This window comes from Psychrobacter sp. NPDC077938 (assembly GCF_044542635.1).
Taxonomy (GTDB): Bacteria; Pseudomonadota; Gammaproteobacteria; order Pseudomonadales; family Moraxellaceae; genus Psychrobacter.
In genome coordinates, this window is record NZ_JBITUW010000005.1 from 82985 (window position 1) to 106148 (window position 23164).

General features: G+C 43.3%; 19 protein-coding genes. 11 read left to right on the plus strand and 8 right to left on the minus strand.

What is annotated here, in order from left to right:
* Window positions 1-269: 269 nt before the first annotated feature.
* Window positions 270-959 (minus strand): monofunctional biosynthetic peptidoglycan transglycosylase, encoded by a 690-nt coding sequence (mtgA, locus tag ACIGBM_RS09735; RefSeq protein WP_102093061.1) that lies wholly within the window; start codon window positions 957-959, stop codon window positions 270-272.
* 297 nt (window positions 960-1256) lie between these two features.
* Here mtgA and ACIGBM_RS09740 point away from each other — a divergent pair, with 297 nt between their 5' ends.
* The 5 genes from ACIGBM_RS09740 to ACIGBM_RS09760 all read left to right on the plus strand — a co-directional run bounded on the left by ACIGBM_RS09740 (window position 1257) and on the right by ACIGBM_RS09760 (window position 6308).
* A complete protein-coding gene (locus ACIGBM_RS09740; protein ID WP_379543028.1) occupies window positions 1257-1565 on the plus strand; it encodes a glutaredoxin family protein in 309 nt (102 codons plus the stop codon).
* A 56-nt stretch (window positions 1566-1621) separates the two neighbouring features.
* Window positions 1622-2821, plus strand: a complete 1200-nt coding sequence (locus ACIGBM_RS09745; RefSeq protein ID WP_397477614.1) for an L-lactate dehydrogenase — start codon at window positions 1622-1624, stop codon at window positions 2819-2821.
* 200 nt (window positions 2822-3021) lie between these two features.
* Window positions 3022-4107 carry a rhomboid family intramembrane serine protease gene (locus ACIGBM_RS09750; protein WP_397477615.1) on the plus strand — a complete coding sequence of 362 codons (1086 nt, stop codon included), beginning with the start codon at window positions 3022-3024 and terminating at the stop codon, window positions 4105-4107.
* Window positions 4108-4254: 147 nt separating this feature from the next.
* The gene (locus tag ACIGBM_RS09755; RefSeq protein ID WP_397477616.1) at window positions 4255-5067 is read left to right on the plus strand and encodes a MipA/OmpV family protein; all 813 of its coding nucleotides are present in this window, start codon (window positions 4255-4257) and stop codon (window positions 5065-5067) included.
* A gap of 407 nt (window positions 5068-5474) precedes the next feature.
* Window positions 5475-6308, plus strand: a complete 834-nt coding sequence (locus ACIGBM_RS09760) for a hypothetical protein (RefSeq protein WP_397477617.1) — start codon at window positions 5475-5477, stop codon at window positions 6306-6308.
* Between the two features lie 232 nt (window positions 6309-6540).
* Here the strand turns inward: ACIGBM_RS09760 and fumC are convergent, their stop codons facing one another.
* Entirely contained in the window at window positions 6541-7944 is a 1404-nt protein-coding gene (fumC, locus tag ACIGBM_RS09765; protein ID WP_102092240.1) for a class II fumarate hydratase, read from the minus strand.
* 212 nt (window positions 7945-8156) lie between these two features.
* Between fumC and ACIGBM_RS09770 the strand changes: the two genes are divergently transcribed.
* Entirely contained in the window at window positions 8157-8897 is a 741-nt protein-coding gene (locus ACIGBM_RS09770) for a 5-formyltetrahydrofolate cyclo-ligase (RefSeq protein WP_397477618.1), read from the plus strand.
* Complete coding sequence (locus ACIGBM_RS09775) at window positions 8897-9151, plus strand: hypothetical protein (RefSeq protein ID WP_397477619.1); 255 nt, start codon at window positions 8897-8899, stop codon at window positions 9149-9151. The genes ACIGBM_RS09770 and ACIGBM_RS09775 overlap by 1 nt, the downstream gene beginning before the upstream one ends.
* Before the next feature lie 99 nt (window positions 9152-9250).
* Here the strand turns inward: ACIGBM_RS09775 and ACIGBM_RS09780 are convergent, their stop codons facing one another.
* Window positions 9251-10612, minus strand: a complete 1362-nt coding sequence (locus tag ACIGBM_RS09780; RefSeq protein ID WP_101205176.1) for a Na+/H+ antiporter family protein — start codon at window positions 10610-10612, stop codon at window positions 9251-9253.
* 448 nt (window positions 10613-11060) lie between these two features.
* On the opposite strand from ACIGBM_RS09780, the gene lon reads away from it, so the two are divergent.
* The 3 genes from lon (at window position 11061) to ACIGBM_RS09795 (ending at window position 15685) form a co-directional block, all read left to right on the plus strand.
* The gene (gene lon, locus ACIGBM_RS09785) at window positions 11061-13658 is read left to right on the plus strand and encodes an endopeptidase La (RefSeq protein WP_397477620.1); all 2598 of its coding nucleotides are present in this window, start codon (window positions 11061-11063) and stop codon (window positions 13656-13658) included.
* A gap of 142 nt (window positions 13659-13800) precedes the next feature.
* Entirely contained in the window at window positions 13801-14931 is a 1131-nt protein-coding gene (locus ACIGBM_RS09790; RefSeq protein ID WP_397477621.1) for an META domain-containing protein, read from the plus strand.
* Window positions 14932-15127: 196 nt separating this feature from the next.
* Window positions 15128-15685, plus strand: a complete 558-nt coding sequence (locus tag ACIGBM_RS09795) for a superoxide dismutase family protein (RefSeq protein ID WP_179797811.1) — start codon at window positions 15128-15130, stop codon at window positions 15683-15685.
* A gap of 225 nt (window positions 15686-15910) precedes the next feature.
* Here the strand turns inward: ACIGBM_RS09795 and topA are convergent, their stop codons facing one another.
* Window positions 15911-18577 carry a type I DNA topoisomerase gene (gene topA / locus ACIGBM_RS09800; RefSeq protein ID WP_397477622.1) on the minus strand — a complete coding sequence of 889 codons (2667 nt, stop codon included), beginning with the start codon at window positions 18575-18577 and terminating at the stop codon, window positions 15911-15913.
* A 283-nt stretch (window positions 18578-18860) separates the two neighbouring features.
* Window positions 18861-19457 (minus strand): hypothetical protein, encoded by a 597-nt coding sequence (locus ACIGBM_RS09805; RefSeq protein ID WP_397477623.1) that lies wholly within the window; start codon window positions 19455-19457, stop codon window positions 18861-18863.
* Between the two features lie 356 nt (window positions 19458-19813).
* Between ACIGBM_RS09805 and ACIGBM_RS09810 the strand changes: the two genes are divergently transcribed.
* Entirely contained in the window at window positions 19814-20353 is a 540-nt protein-coding gene (locus ACIGBM_RS09810) for a DUF2799 domain-containing protein (protein ID WP_397477624.1), read from the plus strand.
* A 225-nt stretch (window positions 20354-20578) separates the two neighbouring features.
* Here ACIGBM_RS09810 and ACIGBM_RS09815 read toward each other — a convergent pair whose 3' ends face one another.
* From ACIGBM_RS09815 to ACIGBM_RS09825, 3 genes are all read right to left on the minus strand, one after another.
* On the minus strand, window positions 20579-20980 hold the full coding sequence (locus tag ACIGBM_RS09815) for a biopolymer transporter ExbD (protein WP_025651314.1): 402 nt from the start codon (window positions 20978-20980) through the stop codon (window positions 20579-20581).
* Window positions 20981-21136: 156 nt separating this feature from the next.
* Window positions 21137-21826, minus strand: a complete 690-nt coding sequence (locus ACIGBM_RS09820; RefSeq protein WP_397477625.1) for a MotA/TolQ/ExbB proton channel family protein — start codon at window positions 21824-21826, stop codon at window positions 21137-21139.
* A 108-nt stretch (window positions 21827-21934) separates the two neighbouring features.
* On the minus strand, window positions 21935-22891 hold the full coding sequence (locus ACIGBM_RS09825) for a TonB family protein (protein WP_397477626.1): 957 nt from the start codon (window positions 22889-22891) through the stop codon (window positions 21935-21937).
* Between the last annotated feature and the right edge of the window lie 273 nt (window positions 22892-23164).

A 23164-nucleotide genomic window follows, 5' to 3' on the forward strand; every position in this document is an offset into this window, starting at 1 on the left:
CGTTCTGTCTTTATTAGGGTATATCCTAGGGCGTGTCCTCATTTTAAAAATGGTGATAAAAATGAGATAAATCGCAGTCAAACAAGGAAAATAGCGCAGATAATATCGAGATATTAGTCAGCTATTTGACGCTGTCTGGCAAGATTTAGCCATTTTTAACCCATTTAGATGACTATCGATTGAATTGAGGACACGCCCTAGTCTTATTCGAAATAGCCGAGCCTACAACATCCGATCCTATAACCTAGCCCAGCCCTCATGATTTATATTTATGAAGCTGCTTGCGGTAATACAGCATTTTTCATACGTTTTTTGATAATACGTTGCTTGTTACGTAAACGCTTGTCGCCTTGATTGTCTTCGTAGTACTTTGGATTGGTAAGCATCGCAATCAGAAGCGCTGACTCATCTCGGTTTAGATTGGCCGCAGACTTATCGAAATAATGATGCGCTGCCGCGTCTATACCATAGATACCATTACCAAACTCCGCCACATTTAGGTAAGCGGTCATGATGCGCTGCTTGTCCCATAGTGTCTCAATCATTACAGTAATGACCGCCTCTTCCGCTTTACGCACATAAGAGCGATGCGAGGTGAGGAACAAGTTCTTTGCCAATTGCTGAGTAATCGTTGAGCCGCCAGCAGACATTTTACCTGTTTCTTCATTTTTCTTTTGTGCGGCCTTAATTCCTTTAAAATCAAAACCGCTATGCTGACTAAACGTCGAGTCTTCACTCACAATCGCCGCTTGTTTGGCAGATTTGGCAATCGCATCATATTCAGCCCATGTCTGAGTGACCGTGCCGCCCGTTAGGCGATGCGTCAACATAAACATGCTGTTATTAATTGGCTGTGTTTTCCAAATTAATAATAGCCCAACGACCAATATATGGAATGCGACAACCAATAGCATAATTGCCAATAACAGACGTTTGATAAATGTGCCAAAACTTGCCATGCGCGATATCCGAGTGGTTAAAAAAGTAATAAGATAAGATAGATACTCTATTAATGACTATGAGACATCAACTAAGAATCAATGATTGTAAACGGGCTATTTATAGCCAATCATTAACCATTGAGCATTAGTCATTAATAACGATCAATAGCAGGTCATCTTACCTAATCTCACAATCGCTGTCATTATTTACCCCACTTCTTTATGATGTAATGACCGTTAAAGTATTTTATGTTTTAAATAAGCGCGTGCTGAGCATCAGCGCTTTACAATCAGTATGAAGATAAGAGACTACCCATGCACGATGATAATATAGAAGTATTACGAGCGCGTGTTATTGCAGCAAACCCAAGCCTCGGCATTGATGAAAATAGCAATCAATGGTGGCTACTAGGCACTTCGGGCTGCCATTTATGTGATATCGCTGAGCAAATAATCACTCAGTTTCAAGCCGTACAACCGATTAGCTACCAACATGTCGATATTGCAGACTTTGATGAGGCGCTGATGATGGAGTTCGCCACCACTATTCCTGTGATTTTGACGCCATCCAAACGATTAAATTATCCGTTTTCGGTGATGGATTTGCAGCAGCTGCTCGCTTAATAGCATTATACCTATAAAAAATACGTCCTATTACGATGATAAAGTGGTGAGAAATCATGAAAGATTTAAAACCTGTCTTAAAGAAAATAACAGAGATTGAAGACCTGCGCCGAGTCGCTGAGCGCAAAGTACCGCGTATGTTTTATGACTATGTCGATTCAGGCTCATGGACTGAAACCACGTATCGTAGTAATGAAACTGACTTTGACCGTATCAAACTGCGCCAGCGAGTATTGGTCGATATGGACAATCGCAGTCTAGCGACACAAATGATTGGTGAGTCCGTCAATATGCCTGTCGCCATCGCTCCGACTGGGTTCACTGGCATGATGTGGGCAGATGGCGAGATTCATGCTGCGCGTGCCGCTGAAAAATTTGGCGTTCCCTTCTCGCTCTCGACCATGAGCATCTGCTCTATCGAAGATATCGCTACTCATACCAGCAAACCGTTTTGGTTTCAGTTATATGTCATGCGCGATCAAGACTATATGGCCAATCTGATTCAACGGGCCAAAGATGCCAATTGTTCAGCCCTAATATTAACTGCCGACTTGCAGGTCATGGGTCAGCGTCATAAAGATATTAAAAACGGCTTGTCTGCACCGCCTAAACCGACCCTTACCAATATCATCAATCTAATGACTAAGCCACAATGGTGTATGAATATGCTAGGTACCAAACGTCGTAGCTTTGGCAATATCGTCGGTCATGCAAAAGGCGTTGAAGACCTGTCATCATTGAGCTCATGGACAGAAGAGCAGTTCGATCCACGTTTGAGCTGGGATGATGTGGCACGTATCAAAGATATGTGGGGTGGCAAGCTCATCATCAAAGGCATCATGGAACCTGAAGATGCCATCATGGCTGCCCGTAGCGGTGCCGATGCACTGGTCGTCTCAAACCATGGAGGCCGTCAGTTAGATGGTGCACTGTCTTCTATTTCTGCGCTGTCTGACATCGTACAAGCCGTCCATGCTGAGAATAGCGATATTGAAGTGTGGTTAGATAGTGGCATTCGCTCTGGTCAAGATGTGCTAAAAGCCATCTCATTGGGAGCGAAAGGTACGATGATTGGGCGCGCTTTTCTCTATGGATTGGGCGCTTATGGTGAAGATGGCGTACGCCGCGCGCTTGAAATTATCTATAAAGAGTGTGATATCTCAATGGCGTTCTGCGGTCATACCGATATCAATAAAGTTACGGACGATATCTTGGTAAAAGGTACTTACGAGAATCTTAAAGTTGGTCACTTTTAGAGCTATTCATTTTTAGAGCTATCCGTCTTTAAGAGCTTTCTATTTCTAAGAGCTTTCGATTCCTAAGAGTTTTCTAGTTTTGAAAGCTATCAGTCATCAAGACTATGAAAACTTGTACTATGATGACCTGCGGATAAATAACATTATCTGGCCATACCCTTTATACTATATATACAACATTTTGATGATATCTCGCTTCTATGACCATTCAACAACTATTAAAAACAGCACCCGTCACTACCCTGCTACTAGCCAGCTTTATTGGGCTATTTATTATGCAGATATTGACGGGCGTCGATGCCAATAATCCCTCCACTGAGGCACTGCTCAAATGGGGTGCCAATGCCTTACCTTTTACCATAGGTGATGATCCTTGGCGACTGGTCAGCAGTGCGTTTTTGCACATTGGTCTGATGCATTTATTGTTTAATGGGTTTGCTATGTATTTCTTTGGGCAGATTGCCGAGCCGATGTTTGGTTCAGCCAATTTTTTGGCGTTATTTTTGCTGGCGGCAATCGGTGGTAACTTGCTCAATAGCTATGTAACGTGGCAAAGTATTTTGGATGGTACAGGACAGCCTGGGCTATCAGCTGGGGCTTCTGGCGGTATTATGGGTATTGGTGCGGCATTATTAATTGCTGCACTGTTTAAAATATCGGTCAATGGCATGGTGCTTAACCTCAAAAGCCTGATATTTATTATGGGCATCAACCTCGTCTATGGGTTTGCCGTACCGGGAATTGATAATGCTGGTCATATCGGTGGCGCAATCACAGGGCTAGTGATTGCATTGGCTTTTGCCATTGGCTACCGTCAGCGTCTAGCAGTCGCTATACAAAACGCAGCGATTCAGCAGCAGCGCACATTAAACGCTTATCAAACCAACTATTCATACAGCGCTCACGATAACTCATCATATAACAGTCAGTATAGTGGCCAATCTCATGACCAACACGATAATCAAAGCTCGTATGATGCCACTCCTATCGAACAATCGCTTCATCTTAATGCCAATTCAACTGAGCAAGATGCTGCTTTTGCTAACAATGAAACGAATGCGTCTGATATAAATGCTAACAATAGTGCCGATAGCGTTAATACTATCAATTCACCGTTAAGTAATGAAGCTGTTCATAATAGTATTGAACCCGAAGCACTTAAAAAACCTTCCGTTATTTGGCAGCTATTACCATGGCTTGCGATGCTACTTATTAGCATTGGTTTTGTCTGGTGGTGGCAAGATATTCACCAGCAATTACTACAAGTACTAAAAGCCATTGAGTAAATGCTCATACTTATCTATCATTGCTATATAGCTCCCAAAAACAGCATATTGACCAACATTACTGATTCGTTTTATAGCTTGCCCTTTTGAACACGTTTTGCTTACTCGCACCACTCAGTTATTTATACTCACTTACGAGATCCAATTATGTTAAAACTTGCAGCGCTACCTAATATCTCTACACGCACTATGTTTAGCGCGTTTACCGCTACTGCACTATTTAGTGTGGCTAGCCTGTCTAACGCCGCACTTTTTAATGACAACTTGCCGACTGACAAAGATGCTGAGCTTAGCGTTGGGGTCAATGTCATGGCGGTCAAATCAGCCTATGATCTCGAAGACAGTACTGAAGTGCGCGTGCTACCAGGTGCATTTTATGACAACAACAAAGTCTATGTACGCGGTGCGCAAGCTGGTGCGTATCTGATCAATGACGGTGTCAATCAGCTGTCTGCCTATGCCAAGCTTGCGGGTTCTGAGTTTGAACCTGATGATGCTAATGGCCCACTGCAAGGCTTGGATGAGCGTAAATCATCAGCAGAAGCAGGTCTAAGCTATCAGCGTCGTACGGCTATTGGCGGCATCCGCGCGCAGATAGGTGCTGATGTATTAGATCGTAGTGGTGGTAACACGGCTCGCTTGACCTACCTTTCTAGAATCACTAAAGGCAAGCTAACAGTTTATCCAAGTATTGGCTTTGAATATCATGATGCTGACTACAATGAATACTACTATGGTGTCAGTGAAAAAGAGGCCGCTAAGACGGGTGTTGATGCGTATAAATCTAACTCAAGCTTGAATCCGTATATCAACATCAGTGCTAACTATGACTTTAATGAGCGCTGGGCAGGGTTTGCCAATCAAAGCGTGAGCTATGTACCAAATGAGCAGTACGATAGCCCAATGGTCGACTCACGTACTGAAGCAGCGACGACGCTTGGTTTGCTCTATAAGTTTTAATAAAGCTTATAAATTTGATATGAAAAAGACCTTACCGCGTGATGTGGTAAGGTCTTTTTTTATCGATTATTAAAAAGCTGAATATTACCGTCATATCTTTAGCATTCTTGCAATATTATGGCTTCTACTATCTTGTATAATCAGCTAACTGTATAAAATGTTAATATAAATACTAAAGTCTATCTAAAGTTTTTGATGTATCATGTATAGGTAATAATTTAGCTAAGAGCTTCCATCAAGGGAGGAACATCTCATGAGCAATAAACATAATACTGAACGTAATAGACAAGAGGAACCTAAGCCCTCAGATGTTATAACAGATGCTACTAGCAGCTATTTCGACATGCTTAATAATTCATTATCCAGATTTAACAAACATAAAAATTCGAACAAAAAGGAATTAGACCGTGGAGTCAGAACCACTACTCATAGAATCACTCTTTGACTTTTTTTACTTAGATAATAAGAAGATTAGCTCTTTTTACGCTCAGCTAAACGGCAATGGTTCAATTGAATCTTACAAAGAAACTCATGGTATTACAGACGGTAAAACTATGGAGGCAACCGTGGGTGTACCTACAGTGACGGGTGGAAGGTTAGGCTCTAGTGAACAAGCTCAAAGCGGTGGAGAACGTTTTTATAATGCTATCGATACCATGCCAAGAGAAATGATTAATAAGCTAGATGAGCTAGGTTTTGTTAGTAAGGTACTTTGTGAATCCAACCTTGGACGATTAGTTTTATTGAAGGGAAAACTTGGCATCGTAGATGTGAACATGTTAAGCGCTATTGTAGAACCCGCTTTAAATTTTTATTCAAGAGAACTTAGAACTTCTGATAGACAAGAAGATAAAAAACAAGCTAAAAATCTTGAAAAAATAAAAAAAGATTTAATTGATTTTATAAGGAACGTTCCTTTTGCTATTCAAAGCCGCTTCATAGTGGAATCAGACGAAAGTGTTGAAGAAGTTTGGATGACTTTGAATAGAGATGAATTATCTACACCAACACATGATATAAATTTTAAACATGGCGAGTTTATGGCAGGCGAATGGTATCTACTTGGAATATTAGATGCTTTGCCTAATGACGATGTTGTTTATGAAGGTAAAAATGACTCTGAACTTCAAGATATGATCAAGATTTTTGTTAATGAACTCAAAAATTTAGCTGGACGACCTAAAAGTTCGTTTGGAATTACACCGATTGCTATTTTTAGAAATATTCAGCCTACCCTATAAAATTTAAATCATTCGCGAAAGAAATTTAAATTAACATCATTTCCTTCTGAGAGACTTTAGAGTCTAATGATCTTACAAAGAAGACCTTGCCACATAACGTGACAAGGTCTTTTTATTTCTAACTTCTCAGTGGCATAAATATGATGCTGCTACCAGAAAGACGAGTGCAAATAGTACTTATCGTACATTAAGCGAGTCTGACGCCGTAGCAGATCATTATTTAGTCTACTGTTTACTTAGGATGTACCATATCAGCAGGAATGACCCACTCATCAAACTGCGCTTCAGTTAATAACTCTAGCTCAACCGCAACTTGCTTCAAAGTTTTGTTTTCTTTATAAGCAGTCTTAGCGATTTTAGCTGCATTTTCATAACCGACATGACGGTTCAATGAAGTCACTAGCATCAATGAGTTGTGCAAGAAGTCATCGATTTTGTCTTTTACTGGCTCGATACCAACGGCACAGTTTTCGTTGAAGCTGTTGCAAGCATCGCCAAGCAGCTTGATAGATTGTAACAAGTTAAAGGCGATAACTGGTTTATACACGTTTAGCTCAAAGTTACCTGATGCGCCAGCCATGCTGATGGTTGTGTCGTTACCCATGACCTGAGCGACAACCATGGTCATTGCTTCTGACTGAGTTGGGTTTACTTTGCCTGGCATAATAGAAGAGCCTGGCTCATTTTCAGGAATCGTCAACTCGCCAAGACCACAACGAGGGCCAGATGCCAACCAACGTACGTCGTTAGCGATTTTGTTTAGGCTACCTGCTAGTGTTTTTAGTGCGCCTGAAGCGAATACTTCTGCATCACGAGCGGCTAGTGCTTCAAATTTGTTCGGTGACGTGACGAATGGCAAGCCAGTCAAAGTCGCTAGTTGCTCAGCTGATTTTACGGCATAATCAGGATGGGCGTTTAGACCAGTACCAACCGCAGTACCACCTAGTGGCAATTCATATAGACCTTGTAGCGCGTTGTCGATACGAGTCAATGAATGGTCAAGTTGGCTGACATAGCCGCTGAACTCTTGGCCTAAGGTCAAAGGCGTGGCGTCTTGCAAATGTGTACGACCGATTTTTACAATGCTATCGAATTCTTTGGCTTTTGCCGCTAGCGTATCGCGTAGTGCTTTTACCGCTGGAATCAATAAGCTGTTGATTTGACGCGCAGCAGCCACACGAATCGCCGTTGGGAAGCTGTCGTTGGTAGACTGTGCATGGTTTACATGGTCATTTGGGTGAATTGGCGTATAGCTGCCACGCTCAGAACCAGCAATTTCGTTAGCACGGTTGGCCAATACTTCGTTCATGTTCATGTTTGACTGTGTGCCAGAACCTGTCTGCCATACAACCAATGGGAACTGATCGACCAGACCACCGTTGATGATTTCGTCAGCGGCTTGTACGATGAGATCACGCTTGTCGCCTTCGATACGCTCTAGGCTTGCATTGGTAATCGCAGCGGCTTTTTTGACCAGTGCCATCGCTTCAATCATTGGACGCGGCAAAGTCTCGCCACCGATTTTGAAGTTTTCGCGGCTACGCTGAGTTTGCGCACCCCAATAAGCATCAGCTGGGACTTCTACGTTGCCCATGGTGTCTTTTTCGGTACGAGTTGCCTGATTCTGTGTCGACATAACTACCCTCTTTACTGGTTTGTTGTTAGATAACTGAACGATAAAAAGTGCAACAGCTGCTGCACATAAACGGAAATACGATGTAAAGTGGCGTTATGATAGCATGACTAAGGCGTGTTGAATATTCACAAATAGCCTTGAGCGATGCCTAAAAACGAATGTCTAAAAACGCCTGTCACCATCAATCTGATACTTCATTGGATAAGATACCTATGCACTCTAAAACTATGCACTCTGAAACTATGCACCCCAAACCAATACGGCCTGAGCCAAATAACTTTGATTCAAACAACCTTAATCCAAATAATTCGGACTCAAAAAACGCTGAAACATCCGAAACTGTCATCAGCAACCCGCCTAGACGGCACTTTACTCGCCAGCGTCGCCAGTTAACTGATGGCGAACGTAGACAACTTGCTCAGTCTGCAAGCTTGCATCTAACGAAATTACAGCATCGATTGCCAGCACATGCGCGTATTGGCTTATATTATGATGGCTTTGGTGAGCTACCTACTCAGCCACTATTGGACTGGTGCCAACGCTTAGGCTATTTACCTTATTTACCGGTTGTCGGTTCTCTTGGTCGTACTAGCAATGGCAATGATGATAAACGTCTGCGCTTCGTACCTGTTTATCACTCAAAACTGATTAATGTCCCCACTCGCATTCATCAATTAGGCATGAAGCAAAACCACAGCCGCGCTCTACTATGGGCGTCAGAACTAGACGTGATTATCTGTCCACTGGTGGCGGTTGATTTAAATGGTAATCGTATGGGTATGGGTGGCGGGTTCTATGATACGACGCTTGGTAAAAGCTATCGATCAGGGGCTTCAAGGCCGTTAAAGATAGGCTGGTGCTATGACTTTCAAGTGGTTGAACAATTAGCGCGTCAACCGTGGGATGTGCCATTAGATGGTTTAATTACGCCAAGCGGCATAAGGTGGTTTTGATGAAAGACGATAAACAATTTAAAAAAGACTCGAGCGCTGCTGATTCCAGTGCAGACAGTGTGGATGAGTATTTACAGACATTAGGCAATGAGGACGCTAGAGAGCAACGTTACTACAGTCAAGAGCAACCGTTTAGCGCTGATGAAATGACACGGCTCGTCAATGAAGATCGCTTAAATGAATTGCTCGCGCAAAGTGATACATTTTTGAGCAGTTTGAATGGTGAGATAAAAGTTTTTGATGATGAGTATTAAAAAACATATTAATTAAGCAATAAAGAGAAATGAAAAAGTCGAGCATAGCTTATAGCTATACTCGCCCTTTATATCAAACCTAATCATTCAAATCACTTACTACAACACCATCGCTGCAATCCAACCAAATGCGAGTAGCGGAATGTTGTAATGCAAGAATGTCGGTATCACACTGTCTTTGATATGGTCATGCTGTCCATCGATGTTTAGACCAGAGGTTGGCCCCAATGTCGAATCTGACGCAGGCGAACCCGCATCACCCAGCGCGCCAGCCGTACCGATAATAGCTACAGTAGCCAATGGCGAAAACCCTAGAGAGATACACAGCGGTACATAAATCGCGGCCAAAATAGGAATGGTCGAGAATGACGAGCCGATACCCATGGTCACAATCAAACCGATGAGTAGCATAATAAATGCGGCCATTGCCTTATTACCGGCGAACAGTGACGCTGCCCCATCGACCAATGGCTGAATCTGCTCAGTGGCTTTCATCACTTCAGCGAAGCCTTGCGCGGTAATCATAATAAAGCCAATCATCGCCATCAGTTTGATACCATCATTAAAGACGCCATCAGCATCACGCCACTTCACCACGCCAGTTGCCATAAAGACACCAAAGCCAAACATTGAGCCAAGTAGTAGCGAATCAGTATATAACTGCACCACAAAAGCAGTCACGATAGCTGCCAAAGCAACCAATGTCTTTAGCTTGCTCTGCGACTGTGCGCCAGCGGCAGTTTTGCTTAATGCATCACCTTCTACTACGGCATCATGCGCTTGCTGATCTATCGCAATTTGCTGATATGCGCGTGGCTTACGGTAGCTAATAAATACAGCAACCAGCAGACCAATTAGCATGCCCAGTGCAGGAATCGCCATGGCTTGCACCACAGAAATATTGGCAACATCGATACCCGCTTCACCCACATTTTTTAGCATAATCTGATTGAGGTAGATATCACCAAAACCATAAGGAATAAACATATAGGTGGTGACCAGTCCAAACGTAATCAGACAAGCAATCAGGCGTCTATCAATCTGCATTCGATTGAATGCTAGTAGTAATGGCGGTACCAGTAGCGGAATAAAGGCAATATGAATAGGGATTAAATTTTGGCTAAAGCAGCTCATGGTAATGAGGCCTGCAAACAGCATGTACTTAATCATGCCACTCGTGCCAGCAGCATCAATACGCTTGATGACTGCGCCTGCCAACGATTGCGGCAAACCTGAATGAGCAATCGCTACTGCAAATGCCCCTAGCAGTGCATACGACAACGCAATCTCTGCACCATTACGGATGCCTTCTTGAAAAGCATTGAGCGTATCAGTAATACCAAGCCCTGCTAGTAGTCCACCTGCCAGCGCTCCGATTAATAAACTGAGCACCACGTGCACTCGCGAAAGTGACAGTCCTAGCATGATAATAACTGCTAGCAATACTGCATTGATGGCCATGTGTTGCCCCTTGTTCTTTATACTTTGGTCTTAATGAGACCTATGAATATTGAAACTAATGAATATCGTCCTGTTGTCTAAAACGTCTCAATATGAGAGCCTGTTTTAGACGCGCGCCAGTTTACCTTATTTTGGGTATAAAGCCTACGCATAGAACCGATTAGGCATCAATACGGACAGCCAAATGTTACCTATACATCTACACCTTCTTCTATGATTTCTGACTGTTTTTATCATTCATTGACCAGCCACACTATTGACGATACATCATTACCGACACATCGTTGATAACATCGATAACATTGTTTACTGGGCGCTCAGACAACTATTTAACAAAGATAAGCAAACGACTTCACCATTCAGCCTTGCAATTTTTTTCGTGAGCACCATTTATCTAAACATGAACCACGAACTTGACTTTACAAGTCTGGGGAACGAGGAAAAACATATGAGTGAACATAATATTGATAAAGACGACATCGATGTATCATCTGCCCTGAACACTGACACGACGTCTGACGCAAATACTGACACTGACGCTAACATCAGTGCTGACGCGAATAATGAGACAGAAAGCTCATCTACGGATGCGTTAAATGCCTCATCCAACGTTGTCAAAGACAATGAAGATGAAAGCTATCTGCCACTGCTGGCATTACGCGACGTCGTCGTCTATCCACATATGCAGATTGCATTGTTTGTGGGACGCGCGCCATCGGTGAAAGCGGTTGAGTTGGCACAAGCTGAGTATGGCAACAAAGTACTGGTAGTCGCGCAAAAAGACTCACTGACCGAAGATATTGATCAAGATAACTTGTATCAGTACGGTACGGTGTGCCGCATCGTCAGCACCATGCCCCATGATAGCGATGAGAACTGCATTAAAGTATTGATCGAAGGTCAATACCGCGCTCGTGTTGATAATATAGAAGGCCATGACGATTTATTGATGGCGAGATTTGAGCGTGCCGATCTTGATGTCAGCATGGATGAGAGCCAACAGAAAAACACCATTCAAGCGTTAACTACATTATTCGAAAGCTATGCAGATGCGCGACTTCGCAATGCACGTGAGCTGACTCGTGTGGCCAAACGTATCGACGACTTGCTTGAGTTGGTTTATTTCATCTCAACTCGTGTATCGATGGACCTTGATATCAAACAGTCTTTCTTAGAAGAAGACGATATCAAAACGCATATCAATACCTTGACTGAATATTTGGTCAAGCAAAGTGCTGAGCAAAATATCGAGCAAGATATTCAAGATGCTGTCCGTCAGCAAATGGAAGACAATCAGCGCGAATATTTCTTAAATGAAAAGATGAAAGCCATCAAAAATGAGCTGTCAGATATGAATGACGGCGCGTTCGATGGTGAAGATGATGTGGCTGAGCTAGAGCAGCGTTTAGAAGATGCTGACTTGCCAGAAGACGTACGCAAAAAGGCTGAGCAGGAATTCAAAAAGCTCAAAATGATGCCACCTGCGTCAAGTGAGTCATCAGTGGTACGCAACTATATTGAATGGATTTTGGATACGCCGTGGAATGCGACGACCAAAGTATCTATCAATCTAGACAAAGCTAAGACGGTATTAGACGAAGACCATTACGGTCTACAAGATGTAAAAGACCGCATTTTAGAATATCTCGCCGTACAATCACGCGTGAAAAAACTTCGTGGCCCGATTCTATGTCTCGTCGGTCCTCCAGGTGTCGGTAAAACCTCATTGGGTGAATCAATTGCCCGTGCCACGGGTCGTAAGTTTGTGCGTATGGCGCTTGGTGGCGTACGTGATGAAGCAGAGATTCGTGGTCATCGCCGTACTTATATCGGTGCGATGCCGGGTAAAATTGTTCAGTCATTGGCAAAAGTAGAAGTCAAAAACCCGCTATTCTTATTAGATGAAATTGATAAGATGGCGCAAGACTTCCGCGGTGATCCAGCATCAGCGTTGCTTGAAGTATTGGACCCATCACAGAACGATACATTTAACGACCATTATTTAGATATGGACTTAGATTTGTCGCAAGTGATGTTTATCTGTACTGCCAACAGTATGGATATTCCACCTGCACTGCTTGACCGCATGGAAGTTATTCGCTTACCTGGTTACACCGAAGAAGAAAAAGTTAATATCGCACAGAAATACCTAGTGCCAAAAGCAATTAAGCAGAACGGTCTCAAAGAAGGTGAAATTGAGATTGTTGAAGCAGCATTGCACAGTATCGTACGTAGCTATACGCGTGAAGCAGGTGTGCGTAACCTTGAGCGTGAAGTGAATAAAATCTGCCGTAAAGTGGTTCGCGGTTCGGTTGAAACTCATGGCGCGCGTGCTCCGAAAAAAGCAGAACGTCAGCTAGTGACAGTCGATGACCAAAACATTGATGACTATCTAGGTGTACACCAGTATGACTACGGTCTGGCTGAAGAAGAGCCGGAGATTGGTCGTATTACTGGTCTTGCGTGGACTCAGGTCGGTGGTGAACTATTGACCATCGAAGCGGTCGGCATGAAAGGTAAAGGCGAGCTTAGCTTTACCGGTTCACTAGGCGATGTGATGAAAGAGTCAATTCGCGCAGCCATGAGCGTGGTTCGTGCTCGCGGTGATAGCTTAGGTATTGATTACGAGACGTTTAAAACAACAGACGTCCATGTACATATGCCAGAAGGTGCCACGCCAAAAGATGGCCCATCTGCTGGTGGTGCACTGACGACAGCGCTAGTCTCTGCGTTGACAGGTATTGCTATTCGTCCAGATATTGCGATGACAGGTGAGATTACCTTACGCGGTAAGATCCTACGTATCGGCGGTCTCAAAGAGAAATTACTTGCGGCACATCGCGGTGGTATCAAGCACGTCTTGATCCCAGCGACTAATGAGCGAGATTTGGCTGATATTCCTGATAACGTGAAAGAAGGCCTAACCATTCAGCCAGTTGCCACGATTGAGGAAATCTTAAAGGTTGCTTTGGTGAGTATGCCAACACCAATCAAACCTGCCAAAGTGACCGTTGATAAAACCTCTGGCAAAGCACTGCACAATTAATTGACTCTTTATTAAGCCAGTTCTATAGATTAGGAAGCCGCTCATCACAATGATGGGCGGCTTTTTTTTGGCAATAATAAACAACAATCTCTCTACAGCCTTGTGCTATATTTCAGACAAATGTTTATTTAGTAGAAAGTTTATGATTTTAAATCGTTTACGGATGCCTCTAGCGATAATAAGTGCATTACTACCAGTCGCTTTGTTAGGCTGCCAAACAAACAGCCTTAATCATTCAGCCCAAACCAGTACCGTCATCGACGATAAAAACTGGTCAGTGACAACACTAAAACCCAGACTGTTTCAAACGATCACCAAATACGACTGGCAACTAACGCATGTTAGCAATGATAAAGGCAAACTCATACGTGTCACTTTTCAGCCACTCCTAACTATGCACGTTCGCCCAGACCTGTTAACCTTTGATGACGGCTGCTACCGACATCTCGTGTCCTTTGATATGTGGCTGCCCTTACCTTATCCTTATACAGATGCATCAGTACAAGATACAACTAAATCGCCAATCAAGGCTGCTGACTGCACAGCGATATATCAAGCAACTACCCAAGACTGGCGTGGTAATAAAATCATCCCTAGTGATACAGCATCTCTATTAAACGCGACTTTTGGGCGCTACGCAGGAACAAATTTCATATTTAATCCTGTGATGATTCAGTCCATACAGGTCAATAAAGCCATAGAAAAACAGCTCGCTTTAAAGACCAGCAAAGGGAAAACACTTATCTTTTCGGGCACGCCCAAACCTAAATACCCCGTGACTGACATACCACTCACCAATGAATTATTAGAGCGCTATCGCTGGCAGCTAGTACAAGTGACGGACAAAGCAGACGCAATCTTGAGTGAATTTACGCAAATAGAAGAACCTATTATGCTTTCCTATGGTTTGGATAGCTATGGTGGTGATGAGAGTGACGAACAAAATGGCTTTGAGTCAGGTATATATGGTCAAAGCTTTGGTATCTCTGTTGGCTGCAACGGCGTTAGTGGGCCTTACGCCCTCTCTATCAATCAAAGTTTACTTACTGGCAGTTTTCCTTCTACTATGATGAGCTGTAGCGATACTCTTGATGATGTCGAATCACAGCTTCGACGTATGATGACCCATAGTAAGAGTCAATTGACTTTAAAATACGGGGATAGTAAGGCGAAGACAATTACAGAGCAGTCAGAGCCAAACTACTTACTCACCCAAACTTTAGATTCTGGTGAAACGTTAATTTGGAAAAATGAGCCAAAGAAAACCCTTTAATACATTTTCAAACCCATACGATACTTACATTTATTAACTGATTGTTGCGCATTTGATGAATAACTATAGAGTTAGCTTGGCTATACTGACTCCGATGTTAACGAATATTGACACCGATTTTTATAGAACAATAACGATAGATATTCGTGGCTTTAATGAAGATTGAAAATAACAACTCAAACAATTGGAGATAATAATGAATAAGACATTACTTGCAAGTACCCTATTATGCGGTTCAGCGTTAGCAATGACTGGTTGTCAAACCGTAGAAAGCCAAATGCAAACAGGCAATCCTTTAGCACAGCCAACGCTAAAATCAACCATACAAACAGTAGATGGCGAGAAGAAAGAAGTTGGTCAAGTTTTCTTACGTCCAGTCGATGGCGGCGTCCAAGTTTACGGTAAACTTACTAACCTACAGCCAGGCAGAACTGTCTCATTACATATCCACGAAACAGGCAGCTGTGACGTTATGGGTAAAGCAGCAGGCGGTCACTTCAACCCAGACAACAAGCCACATTCTAATCCAGATGATATGAATGGTCATGCTGGTGACCTGCCAAACTTAACTGCTAATGAAGATGGTGTTGCTACTATTAACTATGTGAACAAGAAAATCGCAGCGACTGAAGCAGGTAAATATAGCGTAAATCGTTTGGCATTTATCGTACATGCTGGCGTTGACGACTATACCAGTCAGCCTTCAGGTAATGCAGGCGATCGTATTGGTTGCGGTATCATTGTAAAAAACTAATACTGTCCAAACCTTTGGACTTAGGCTAAGTCTGCAAATGTAGACATGGCTTAAAAGAAATATTATAAGCAATAAAAAACCCTCTTAACTTATAAGAGGGTTTTTTATTGGAAGTAACTTTTGGGTTTGTTTAAGCCAATACAAGAAAGACCAATGCAAATTGCATCTGTAATACATTAAATGAATCTGACGCTATAAAAGCACTATATTGGATTTAACTAATAGTTATTCCTCTACCCATTCACCGTTACGCCAGTAAACACCCCAACGTGTGGCCTTGCCGTTTTTCTCAGAGCCGATATACTGCTCTTTTTTCTTACGTGACCAACGCAAGATGGTTGGGTTACCTTCAGGATCTTCATCTGGCCCTGCAAACAGATACTGGAACTTGTCTTCCATCTTGTCTTTAATTTCTCGTAGCTCAGCCAGCTTTGGCGGACGTGTCTCGCGCACTTTCGGGAACTTAGACGCTGCTAAGAACATACCAGCTGCGCCTTCACGCAAGATGAAGTAATCATCATGCTTGGTCGATTTTAGTTCTGGCAGATGGATTGGGTCCATACGTGGCGGCGCTGCTTCGCCTGTTTTTAGTACCTTGCGCGTGTTATCACAGTTCTGGCAAGCAAAGTACGGACCAAAGCGTCCTGTCTTAAGCTCCATCTGCCCATCGCACTTATTACAGTCAATGGTTGGTGCATCTGAGCCAGGAACTTCAAACTTGCCTTCTTCTAAGATATAACCATCGCAATCAGGGTTGTTACCGCAAATGTGTAGTTTGAGGCCACCATCGACGATGTAACCATTCATCGCCGTACCACATTTCGGACAGCGTTTTTTCTCCATCAAATCTTTAACTTCTGCCGCTTCGTCATCACCTTCCGCATCATCTAGATTGGCGAATGCTTCGACTGGCATTAGATTTTTGGTACCTTTACAGCGCTCTTTTGGCGGCAAGTTATAGCCAGTACAGCCTAAGAATACACCTGTTGAGCCTGTGCGCAACTGCATCGGACGATCACAGATATCACAATGGACATCTGGCACGTCAGTTGGATCGTTTGGACGCATACCATCTTTTTCTTTGGCACGCTCTAGAGTCGTTTTGAATTCGCCATAGAAATTATCAAGCACATCTTTCCAGTCTTGATCACCCTCTGCCACATGATCGAGCTTGTCCTCTAACGCGGCAGTAAAGGTATAATCCATTAAATCTGGGAAGCTAGCCGTCAATCTATCAGTAACGATATCACCCATTTTTTCGGCAAACAGACGCTTATTTTCAAGCTTCACGTAGCCGCGATCTTGAATGGTTGAGATAATGGATGCATACGTCGATGGACGACCGATGCCTTTTTTCTCAAGCTCTTTTACTAGACTGGCTTCAGTATAGCGAGGCGCAGGCTTAGTAAAGTGCTGACTTGGATCCAGCTTATCTAGATTTAACTTATCGCCTTTTTTGACATCAGGCAGCAAGGTATCGTCAGTCTTAGCTGGTGGCATAACTCTTGTATAGCCATCAAATACCATGGTACGACCACGCGCTTTTAGCTCGATATCATCTGCGCCTACAAATAGGTTCACTGACAGATATTTGGCAGGTAACATCTGACACGCTACAAACTGACGCCAGATTAGCTCGTATAGACGTATCGCATCACGCTCAACACCTTTGAGCTGTGTTGATTTCATATTGACATTAGAGGGACGAATCGCTTCATGCGCTTCTTGTGCGCCCTGCTTGTTACCATAGAAATTTGGTTTTTCTGGTACGTATTTTGCGCCATAGCTGTCTTCAATATGACCACGGACAGCAGCAAGCGCGTCGCCTGATAAGAATGTCGAATCGGTACGCATATAAGTAATATGACCGGCTTCGTATAGACGCTGCGCTAAAATCATGGTTTTCTTAACAGAGAATCCTAAGCGCGTGCTAGCAGCCTGCTGCAAGGTCGAAGTAATAAACGGTGCGCTTGGACGTGATTGCGTTGGTTTTTCTTCACGCTCTTTAACGATAAAGTCGCTTGCTTTGAGTATCTCTAGGACTTTATCGGTTTGCTCTTTATTACCAAGCTTTAAGGTTTTACCGCCTTGCTTGGTCGCTTCTAAGCGTATGCCGATTTGCTCAGCGTCTGAGGCTTTTTTAGGATTGTCATTAGCAATGTGCGTGTCCGCATGAATCTGCCAGTACTCTTCTGGAATGAACGCGCGAATTTCATGCTCACGCTCAACAACCAAGCGCATGGCAACTGACTGTACACGGCCAGCTGATAGTCCGCGAGCAATCTTTTGCCATAATAGTGGCGATACCATAAAGCCAACGACACGGTCCAAGAATCGACGCGCTTGCTGCGCGTTCACGCGGTCAATGTCTAATTTCGAAGGCTGCTTAAATGCACTTTGAATAGCTGACTTGGTAATCTCGTTGAAGACCACACGTTGATACTTGCTATCAGGGCCACCGATGACTTCTTTTAAATGCCAAGCAATCGCTTCCCCTTCTCTATCCATATCCGTTGCTAGATATATTTTGTCAGCGTCTTTGGCTAATGCTTTAAGCTCTTTGATGACTTTGGTTTTGTTTGGTAGTACTTCATAGACTGCCGCCCAATCATGCTCTGGATCTACACCCATGCGGCGTACCAGTGCTTGCTGCGCTTTTTCTTCTTTGGTCAGACTGTCATCTTTTTTAGCGGTCGTTGCTTTCTTTGCGCTTTTGCTCGCACTGACCGGCAAATCACGGACGTGACCGATACTTGAGCGTACGATAAAGTCATCACCAAGGTATTTATTAATCGTTTTTGCCTTGGCTGGTGATTCTACAATCACCAAAGACTTACCCTTTGGGCTGTCCGCAGCTGATGCTGGACTTTTTTTGGTTGTGGTTTTTGCCATGTTTGACGACACCATAATATAAGTAAATTAAAAGTAAGGTTAAATTCAGCAGCACGGCAATTTATGGAAGCGGATACTCATGGCTTGACCACGGTTCAGCTATTTATAGTAATAATCGCTGCTGATAAAAAAGGTTATAAAACAAATAATAACCATAAAATAAAGATATAGTTATAAAGACGTTACACTGCTAAGCGTTAAACTGTCAACTTTAAATAATTTGAATATGACAAACCGCTTGCATATTGCCCTTTAATGGAGACGAAAAAACGCTTTACTAGGTTTATGCTTGTTTCTGCATCTGTAGCGCCCACTTCTCAAGGTTTTCTTTGAGCACTAATAAGTCCGCTTCGATCCGTTTTTGATGATACGTTGGGTTAGATGCTGGACGTACATAAGCAATATCTTCCCAATAAATAATAATGCTATTGGCCTTGGTCAATAGACCTTTAACAAACGGCTCGATACTTACTGGCAGCTCCAACGGCACTTGATCCAAGCTAAAATCAGTCTTTTTGACTACTGGATTATTGCTGATTTGACTAGATCGAATCGCACTGGGAATAGTAAGCGTCTTATCATCTGTATTGGTGTCGACAAAACTGCTGTCTGGTCGCCACTGTCCATCAATCACTTGATAACGGGTATGCGGCAGTTTAGTGTCTTCAAATATCAGGCAGTACTGTCCAAGCATACCCCGACCATACTCATTGTCACGGCCTTTGATCCAATCAGGGCACGAAACGAGTTTTGGATTGAGCTGTAAACGACGCGCGGTCATACGCAGCTTATCTAAACGCTGATCGATACCGTTCGGTTTGAGCGCCATCATACTCCCTAATACGAATAGTACAATGATAACGCCAATCAATGTTCCCATGATGGTCTGGCCTTTTGACTAAATGAAAAAGATACTAAGAGATATAACGGTAAATATCGCTAATGAACCATTATTTATAAATAGTACATATAGACTTGCGATTAGCACGATAACAAATAACGATATACAAGGGCTTATAATGAGCACGAACCATTAAAAATCAAGCGTTGTCGTCCAATCGCGGTGCAACGTGTGCTTTTAAAGCATATGATAATTTAGCAAGTTACACTATTAAATCAGCTATTTAGCGTATATAAACTTACTGATCACAGCACGCTATAAAAACCAGATACGAAAATGGTCAGCTCAAAAAAGTGCTATGATAAACCATAATTTTAAACGCGCGCAGGTTTATTATGAATTATCTTATTGAGTCAAACTCATCGGGCGCTTATCACGCTCGCAAGCTGATGAATAAAGTCATGAGCAAAACAGGCATGAGCCTATCGCTACTTGGCGCGGTCGTACTAACATTATCGGGCTGTGCCACGACTCGAAGCCTAACCCCGCAGCAGTGTCAAAGCAGCAACTGGCAAGAAGTCGGCTACGCTGATGGCTCGCAAGGACGTTCAGGTGCTTACTTCGGTCATTATACCAATAGCTGCGCCAGTGTCGGCGGTGCTAGTCCTAACCGTATCCAATGGGAGCAAGGCCGTCAACAAGGTCTCAAAAACTACTGTACTGAGCTGAATGCTTATAAGCTCGGTCGCGAAGGCTATGACTGGCAACCTGTCTGTCCGTTAGAAGGTATTGAGAAGTTAGAAGAAGCCTACTCCCAAGGGCGCTACTACTATATTCGTCAGCGCGATCTCGACTACTTACGCTCACCTTACCCATTTGGCTACAGACATGCAGGCTTCGGTTACGGCTATCGTCCGTTTGGCGATGGCTGGTAAAAAAAGAAAACCTCACTAACGACTTAATTTGAGGTTTAAGTAGTTAATGAGGTTGGAGAAAATTTTATTATTTTAATTGTTTTTATTATAGCGGTGCTGGTTGTTTTACTGGTTGGACTATTGATTTATCTAGCCAGTTTTCTAATATAAAGTCAGAGCTACTAGCTCTAACTCACAGTGCTTAAACTATTCAATGCTTAAGTTATTCAGTATTTAGCTACTAAGCTACTCATTCACAAACGCGATTTTGGTCAGTCCAGCGTTACTTGCCGCTGCTAAGACTTGAGCAACCGTATCGTACTTGCCTTCTTTATCCGCACGTAACTGTACCGCTGGGTTCTTACCAGTCGCGCCTTGTTGCTGCAAGCGTGTCTCTAACTCTTCCATGCTGATTGGGTCACTATCCCAGAATATCCCCGCGTCTTTATCAATGCTGACTTGAATCGCTTCTGGCGGCGTTTCATTGAGCGCGGCACTAGTCTCTGGCAAATCTAAAGGCACTGTCGGATTCAACACGGTCGCTGTCAATAAAAATATAATCATCAATACCAGCATGATATCGATAAGCGGAATGAGGTTCATCTCATCCATGCTTCGTACGTCATCATCACCCAATTGAAATGCCATAGTTACTCTCAATGCTTTTGGTTATTTTCACACAGCCAAGCCGTTTTTTGACGGTTTGTCGACTTGTCGTTTGAGCCTTTACAGACCTAGCGCTGGCAGCCTTAATGTTTACGGACCTAACGTTTACAAAATCAGTATCTGTAGAACTAGTACTATCTATAGCTGCTTTGGCACAGAATTACTGTAGTTGCTGGTATGCTGAGTCTCGCTCGTCGTTGAACGACTGCTTGGTGCAGCATGCACTTGTGAGGCACTAGTAGCATGGCTCGCAGTTACCTTGGTAGTATCCACAAGACCCGTTGATTGCGCCAATAAATCATGTGCTCTGTCGTTGGCTTGATACATTATGCGGCGATTGATACGTACTGCAAGGTTATAAAACACCACGGCTGGAATCGCTACTGCAATACCAAGACCTGTCATAATCAGTGCTTCACCGACTGGCCCTGCAACCTGCCCCAATCCTGCCTGACCACTCATACCGATGTTGTGTAATGCATGGAAAATACCCCATACCGTACCAAACAAGCCGATGAACGGTGCAATCGCTGCCGTCGTACCAAGAATCGGCAGACCGCGCTCACTAGCAAAGCGATAGCGACCGATGTGCTTGAGCAAAGTCTGCTCAGTCACCAAACGGCGTGTGGCAGCATCAGAACCAGCCAAGTCAGACTGTCTGGCTTGTAATTTCTGACTCAAATCATCTGCTACATTGGTCGCCAGTTTGCGGCTTTGCAATACGCGGACGATACCTGTCACCCAAGAGAGAATAGATAACGCAAGCAACAAAAAGAACAACGTTTTTGTCACCATGTCGCTGATCTGCCAGTATTGCATAAAGTCCATGTCAGACTCCTTAATGTGTAATGCCATTACATGATACTGAGGTAAATATCATGTTTAGTTTTATAATGAAAAATGATTAATAAATACGTTGTTATAAAGTATGAGCTATCAAGGAACCGCGTAACTGATCGGTAGGGTCACATCACCCACCACGGGTACGCCATTCTTAGTAAAGGGTTTGAACTTGCCAGACCGTACTTGACGGCGGGCTTCTTTATCTACTAGCGGATTACCTGATGATTGAGCAACTCGCACGTTATCGATGCCGCCTTGCTTGTTGACTCGTAATACCAAGACAACATTGAGCGTATCACCAGAACGGGCTCTACGTGCGGCGCGCTCAGGGAAACTAAAGTTTGGCGCAGATGCCCAGTTGGCTGAGCTAGCAGTAAAGCTCACAGGCTCATTACTCTGTGCTAAAGCAGCTGCTTCTGCCTCAGCTCTTGCTTGTGCAGCGGCGGCCTCTGCGGCAGCCTTCGCTTGAGCGGCAGCCTTCGCATCAGCGACTCTTTTGGCTTCTTGCTCTGCCCTAGCTTGCGCCTCTTGGTCAGCTTTTCTGGCTTGTCGCTCTGATTCAGCTTGGGCAGCTGCTTGACGTTGTGCTTCAGCTGCTGAGTTATCAACCTTTGGTTTCGGTAGCGGCTCTTTTGGGGCTACTTTTTGACTGGTATCAGGACGAGGCTTTTCTGACGCTATCACAGGCGTCACTTTCGGCTCTATATTTTTTACAACAGGCTCTTTTGGTTTTACTGGGGTCTCTGTTGGTTGTTTAATCGGCTCTTTAGGCGTTGGTTCAGGTTGCGGTGCTGGCTGAACTTGTACCTCAGGCTGTACTTCTTTTTTTGCTGTGACTGTTTGTTTTTCTACTTCAGTTGAGACCGTTTTTGCCGGTAATGATACAAACTTTATCTCAAGTGGTGACATCTCTTTTTTTGGCTCAGGTTTGAGTTCAGGCGTTTTTATTGCCACTAGTGCAATTGCGGCAAGCACATGGAGTCCTAGTACTGCAACAATAGCTAGCAATAACGACTTAAGTGGTGGCGCGTCTAAATCCGTTGAACTCATAACAGCCTAATGTTTATTACTCAGAGTAGAATGGCGTAGATAATAATGCAAACGATAATTATTATCAATAATAATTTACAATATTTTCGCTATTTAATACATCTCTGACACATGACATTGCTTAGTAGTTTTACCTCTCAGAACGCTCATTTCTATGAACGTACCTACTTCTATATTTCACTACTATGAAACTTATATTTTTATCAAATGAGACGTTGCGTTTAATATAACAATTACTGTTAATAAAAACCATTATCATTTATATTGATAATG

Coding starts and splice junctions, on each gene's coding strand:
- mtgA (WP_102093061.1), bottom strand. CDS start 959: ATGGCAAGTTTTGGCACATTTATCAAACGTCTGTTATTGGCAATTATG.
- ACIGBM_RS09740 (WP_379543028.1), top strand. CDS start 1,257: ATGCACGATGATAATATAGAAGTATTACGAGCGCGTGTTATTGCAGCA.
- ACIGBM_RS09745 (WP_397477614.1), top strand. CDS start 1,622: ATGAAAGATTTAAAACCTGTCTTAAAGAAAATAACAGAGATTGAAGAC.
- ACIGBM_RS09750 (WP_397477615.1), top strand. CDS start 3,022: ATGACCATTCAACAACTATTAAAAACAGCACCCGTCACTACCCTGCTA.
- ACIGBM_RS09755 (WP_397477616.1), top strand. CDS start 4,255: ATGTTAAAACTTGCAGCGCTACCTAATATCTCTACACGCACTATGTTT.
- fumC (WP_102092240.1), bottom strand. CDS start 7,944: ATGTCGACACAGAATCAGGCAACTCGTACCGAAAAAGACACCATGGGC.
- ACIGBM_RS09770 (WP_397477618.1), top strand. CDS start 8,157: ATGCACTCTAAAACTATGCACTCTGAAACTATGCACCCCAAACCAATA.
- ACIGBM_RS09775 (WP_397477619.1), top strand. CDS start 8,897: ATGAAAGACGATAAACAATTTAAAAAAGACTCGAGCGCTGCTGATTCC.
- ACIGBM_RS09780 (WP_101205176.1), bottom strand. CDS start 10,612: ATGGCCATCAATGCAGTATTGCTAGCAGTTATTATCATGCTAGGACTG.
- lon (WP_397477620.1), top strand. CDS start 11,061: ATGAGTGAACATAATATTGATAAAGACGACATCGATGTATCATCTGCC.
- ACIGBM_RS09790 (WP_397477621.1), top strand. CDS start 13,801: ATGATTTTAAATCGTTTACGGATGCCTCTAGCGATAATAAGTGCATTA.
- ACIGBM_RS09795 (WP_179797811.1), top strand. CDS start 15,128: ATGAATAAGACATTACTTGCAAGTACCCTATTATGCGGTTCAGCGTTA.
- topA (WP_397477622.1), bottom strand. CDS start 18,577: ATGGCAAAAACCACAACCAAAAAAAGTCCAGCATCAGCTGCGGACAGC.
- ACIGBM_RS09805 (WP_397477623.1), bottom strand. CDS start 19,457: ATGGGAACATTGATTGGCGTTATCATTGTACTATTCGTATTAGGGAGT.
- ACIGBM_RS09810 (WP_397477624.1), top strand. CDS start 19,814: ATGAATTATCTTATTGAGTCAAACTCATCGGGCGCTTATCACGCTCGC.
- ACIGBM_RS09815 (WP_025651314.1), bottom strand. CDS start 20,980: ATGGCATTTCAATTGGGTGATGATGACGTACGAAGCATGGATGAGATG.
- ACIGBM_RS09820 (WP_397477625.1), bottom strand. CDS start 21,826: ATGGACTTTATGCAATACTGGCAGATCAGCGACATGGTGACAAAAACG.
- ACIGBM_RS09825 (WP_397477626.1), bottom strand. CDS start 22,891: ATGAGTTCAACGGATTTAGACGCGCCACCACTTAAGTCGTTATTGCTA.